Source organism: Acidimicrobiia bacterium, assembly GCA_016650365.1.
GTDB lineage: Bacteria > Actinomycetota > Acidimicrobiia > Spongiisociales > JAENVV01 > JAENVV01.
In genome coordinates, this window is sequence record JAENVV010000169.1 from 1 (window position 1) to 4,956 (window position 4,956).

Here is a 4,956-nt window from a genome sequence, read left to right on the forward strand (position 1 = left end):
CCAGCCACATCATCAGACACAGACAAACCCGACACCGGCGACCCATCCGACCCCACCCCATGCGAAACCACAAACGAATACGAAACCAACTCACCAACGGTCGCCGAAACCGGACCCGACTTCACCACCCCCAACACCGGCGCAACATCAGTCACCAAACTATGCGAATCAGACACAGGACCAACCGCTTGCCCATCCCCATCCACCGCCGTCACCGTCACGGTATTCACCAACGGCTTCGGATCAGACGGCAACACCGTATACGAAGCAGAATACGACCACGACTCACCCAACTCCAACAACCCATCACCATCATCACCAGACACAAACACACCCACACCAGCCACATCATCAGACACCACCACCCCCGAAACCGGAGAACCATCCGACCCCACCACATGCGAAACCACAAACGAATACGAAACCAACTCACCAACCACCGCCGTGGCCGGACCAGACTTGGCCACCCCCAACACCGGACGAAAATCGATGGGGATCCGGTTGGTGGAGGGAGCCGCCTGGGGCTGTTCGTTTGAAGTCACCGTCGCCGTGTTCACAATCCTGGTAGCCGAACCGGAGAGCGTTGGTGACACAACCGCCCGGTACGTCACCGTCATGGACTCACCCGGCCGCAAAACCAAACCGTCGCCAGCGACCACCAGATTGCCGGTTGTCGGGTTACCTTGAACGAGATCCGGATTGACGCCGCCCGTAACGTTGTCCAATGTGACGGTGCTGTAGGTTCCGGTCTGCTCGGTCCAGGCGATCTGCACGTTGTCGACCAACGCAACCTCACTGGTCGACCAATCCCCAGATGCCGATACAAATCTGAGCGAGGTACCGGCTGACCGTTGGGCCGCCGTGAGTGTGTGGGTAATCGTTCCGGTGCCGCCGCTGATCGAGGCAACCGTGTTCCACGATGAGCCGTTCCAGAGTTGGGCAGCGAGGGTCTCATTTCCGATCGAAGTCGCGATGTACGAAAAGGTCAGGACCGCGCTCTGGATCGCCGGACTGGAGAGGTTGACGCCCCGGCTGATCGAAACGCTGTCGAGGTCGGCGAATCGCAACTGACCTGACGTGATCGTGACTCGCCCAGCAGTCGGACTCGTGGTCTCACCGGACTCGACCCAGTTGGCTGCCCAGTTGTTCGTACCGTTGTTGTTGGCGTAGCTTGCCGTTGCGAATTGATCCCGGACCGTCTTGTTGACCGTGCTGACGGTCGACCGGGTTCCGACAGCCACGGTGCTCTGCGCCACATAGGTGACCTCCGGTGGGAGAAGGTCATCAATCGTGATCCCGGTTTGATTGGTTGCCCCTGAGTTGGTAACCGAAACGGTGTAGTTGATGGTGGCGCCGGCTGGTACCGATCCTGAAGGATTGGAAGTCTTTACGACTGTGAGCGGTGGCACGGTGACGGTCACGGCCGCCGATGCCGAATCGTTTGAGGGATTTGGATCGGCTTGGTCGAGCCCGGTTATCGCGGCGGTATTGGTCAACGTGCCGGTTCCGGTCACATCCGCCACTACCACCAACGTCTTGGATGAGCCGTTGACCAGGGTCCCGACCATCCACGCACCCGTTCCGGGGTTGTACGAACCACCACTCACGGTTGAACTCACATAGGTCAGCCCAGGCGGAAGCAGGTCGGTCAATACTACGTTGGTTGCATCCGCTGTCCCGAGGTTGGCAACCGTGACGGTAAACGTGGCCGTCGCACCCTGAACGACGTTGGTCTGGTCTACCACCTTGGTGACCGCCAAGTCGGCTCCCCGAACGGTGTCAACGTCGGTATTCGACGATGTTAGGTAGGTATGACCGAGAATGTCGTTGAACTTCGCTGTCGCCGTATTATCGACTGTGCCGGTGGCGTTCGGATCGACGGTCACCTGGAAGAAGACCTGGCCGGTAGCTCCGGGGTTGACGGTATCGGTGATCACGAATGTCACCTCGTCCGTCCCGCCGTTGTAGGAGCATGAACCAGACACGGGTGCACCAATGAGACACGATCCACCCACATAGGTGGTGCCAGCTGGAATAACGTCGCCGATTGAGAGAGACACCGCCTGTCCCGGAGAAGAAGTGGTGTCTGACGTGTTGGAAAAGTCAATGGTGTACGTTATCGTGTCGCCCCGATTGACAGCCGTGAGACCGCCGTCTGACTTGGCCAGCTCAATCCGCGGGGTCGGCGGTTGGTTCTCCAGGTAGCTGGTCGAACCGGACGGACCCTCGAACACATATTGGTTGTTGGCGTTGAGGCATATCTCGGCAGCCCACCAGCCATTGATCGCAGGCAACTCATCGCCGACCCGCGCAGATGTCCCAGAGTTGTTCCAGGTGGCGTTGCCGGAAAGGGTTCCGGTGTACGTGCCGCCGTTTGGATCCGTGTAGGTGACCGAACCGCTCCCGTCCATGTCAAAGTTGTGTGCGAGAATCCCTCCGGTTGGTCCCGCACGCGGGGTAATCGGCTCCACGATGAAGTAGTACGTGTTGCACACCGTTGTCGAGCCGGCATGTTGAAACGAACCGCGATTGATGCCAGCCGTGAGCTCGTCGCCCGTACCGGGCAATCCGTCGAAGTTGTCAGTCTCGTCACCGTCTACCAACCCAACACACGATCCGGTGGTCCCCGCGGTACAGTCCGGGTCGTAGTTCACGTTGAGCCGCCATGAGTTGTCGTCATCGTTGGCCGCAACTCCGGAAACGTTGCCGTCGCCCGTCGTGGTCTCGAGCGTATACGTGCCGTACCCGGAGACCCCCGGCGTAAACGTATAGAGCTGATACCACTGACCGTCGGTGGCGGAAGTCGTAAAGACTCGCGTCTGTAGGACCGAACCACCTGGTGACCGAAGGGTGAAGGTGGTCCGGTCGCTGACCCCGCCCCGCACTTCGTCCACCGCTTCGGGCGTGTGCGGTACACCGAGGTCACTCGACTCGGGGTCGAATAGGGCAACGGTGATTGGCGTCCCAGCCGGCCATCCACTCGGAACGTCGATGGCATACTGGTGCACCATTCCGCCGCCGCCACCGGCCACCGGAGTCGTGTACCAGTCTCCAATGCCAAGTCCGGCGGACGGCCCTGACGTTTGAAGGAACAGGCTGGCGCTCAGCGGAGGAAGGTCGACGGCCTGGGCCAGCTGGGGTGTGAGAAGGACACCGGCAAGGACGACCAGCTGTACGGCGAACAGAACCAGCGTCGACATCGCGCGAACCGCGCGCCCTGAGCCACTCGACGCGCGATAGCGCACCCACTGTGGGGCGCGTTCCGTTCGATTATGTCCAGGGTGTGTCACGTGACCTCAAGAAGATGTTTGGTCGTTTGCACCAGGTTCTGTGGGTTCCCAGTTACTCCGATCACACGATGATCCTTAAGGATTCTTCGGCCAGAACCGAGGACCACTGGTGCGAGACCCGAAATCCGGTTAGCACCTGACTAGTCACTTCCCATTCGGTTGCCTTTCCCGTAGCATCCGGACATGCGATCAATTTGGAAAGGCGCCATCAGCTTCGGACTCGTCACCATCCCGGTAGGGCTCTATTCGGCGACGGAAAACCGCACCCCCAAGTTCAAGATGCTCCGCGAATCCGACGGAAGCCCCATCAAGTACAAACGGGTCGCCGAATCAGATGGCGAAGAGGTGACCTGGGATGAAATCGTCAAGGGTTACGAGGTCGAAAAGGGCAAATACGTCATCTTTACCGACGAGGATCTCGATGCTGCCAGCGCCCAGGGCGGATCGAAACTCGTCGATGTCATCCAATTCGTCGACGCGTCGGAAATCGACCCCATCTACTACCAAAAGACGTATTTCCTCGGCCCCGAGAAGACCGGAGTCAAGGCCTATCAAATCCTGCTTGATGCCTTAAAAAATGGGCAACGAGTGGGGATCTGCAAGGTCACCCTACGGGAGAAGGAGTATCTGTCGACGCTCCGGGCTATGGACGGCGTTCTCGTCCTCGAAACCATGTTTTGGCCCGATGAGATCAGGACCGCCGAATTCGAAGAACTGTCGGAAACCCCGGAGATTCGGGACGAAGAGGTTCAAATGGCCAAAATGATCATTGACAATCTCACGACCGAGTTCGATCCGACCGCCTGGACCGATTCATCACGCGAAGCCATCCAGGAGTTGGCCCGCAAGAAAGTGGAGGGTGAGGAAATCATCGCCCCCGACCAACCCGAGCCAACCAAGGTGATCGACCTACTCGAGGCCCTCAAAGCGAGTGTCGAAGCCACCAAAGCCAAGCGAGCCGCCAGCTAGATCGGGAAACGCTTAAGTCATTGGATGTCTATGCCGTGTATGTAGGATGTATATACATCCCGGTTTCAAGGACATCACATGAACAACGCACTCATGTTCGGAAACGGAAAGGGAGGCGTCGGGAAGACCTCGCTCGCCGCCAACGTTGCAGGACTCGCCGCCCACGCCGGCTGGCGAGTCCTCACTGTCGACCTTGACCCACAAGGCAACCTCGGCTCTGATCTCGGCTATAAACAGGATGGACTCGGTGACGAAGGTGAGGGCCTCCTTCAGGCAGTGGTGGCAGGTCGGCCGGTGAGTCCGATCACGAACGTGCGACCCCGGTTGGACTCGATTCCCGCTGGGCAGGCGACCACCGACCTCTGGGCCGTGATCAACAACCGGCGGAGCGTCGACTCCGAAGCCATCGCCGACCTCGACGTCGTGCTCGGCCCGATCTCGCAGGCGTACGATCTCGTGGTCATCGACTCCCCTCCCGCCGGGGGAGTGGCCGTCGATGCGGCACTCTCGGCATCACGCTGGTTGGTCATTCCGGTCAAGTTCGACGACGGTTCGATCGATGGACTCGAGCTCATGGCTCGCCAGTTTGCCTCGGCCAAGGCGACCGTCAATCCGGCGCTTCAACTACTCGGCGTCGCTTTGTTCGATTTCTCAACGGCCGGCACTGCCATCCGTCGCGAGGTTCGCGCTCAACTCA

The 4,956-nt window shown here is 59.5% G+C and carries 3 protein-coding genes; 2 read left to right on the forward strand and 1 reads right to left on the reverse strand.

Annotated elements, in window-relative coordinates; all coding sequences use genetic code 11:
* Window positions 1–3,200 (reverse strand): DUF11 domain-containing protein (locus tag JJE47_10550; protein MBK5267862.1); only part of this gene is annotated, 3,200 nt, incomplete at its 3' end.
* A gap of 273 nt (window positions 3,201–3,473) precedes the next feature.
* Between JJE47_10550 and JJE47_10555 the strand changes: the two genes are divergently transcribed.
* Both JJE47_10555 and JJE47_10560 read left to right on the forward strand, forming a co-directional pair.
* Window positions 3,474–4,259 (forward strand): Ku protein, encoded by a 786-nt coding sequence (locus JJE47_10555; protein ID MBK5267863.1) that lies wholly within the window; start codon window positions 3,474–3,476, stop codon window positions 4,257–4,259.
* 78 nt (window positions 4,260–4,337) lie between these two features.
* Window positions 4,338–4,956, forward strand: a 619-nt coding sequence (locus JJE47_10560; GenBank protein MBK5267864.1) for a ParA family protein, incomplete at its 3' end; no start/stop codon positions are given.

What these genes read in the sequence shown, in the direction of transcription:
- JJE47_10555 (MBK5267863.1), top strand. Translation starts at nt 3,474, where the DNA reads ATGCGATCAATTTGGAAAGGCGCCATCAGCTTCGGACTCGTCACCATC.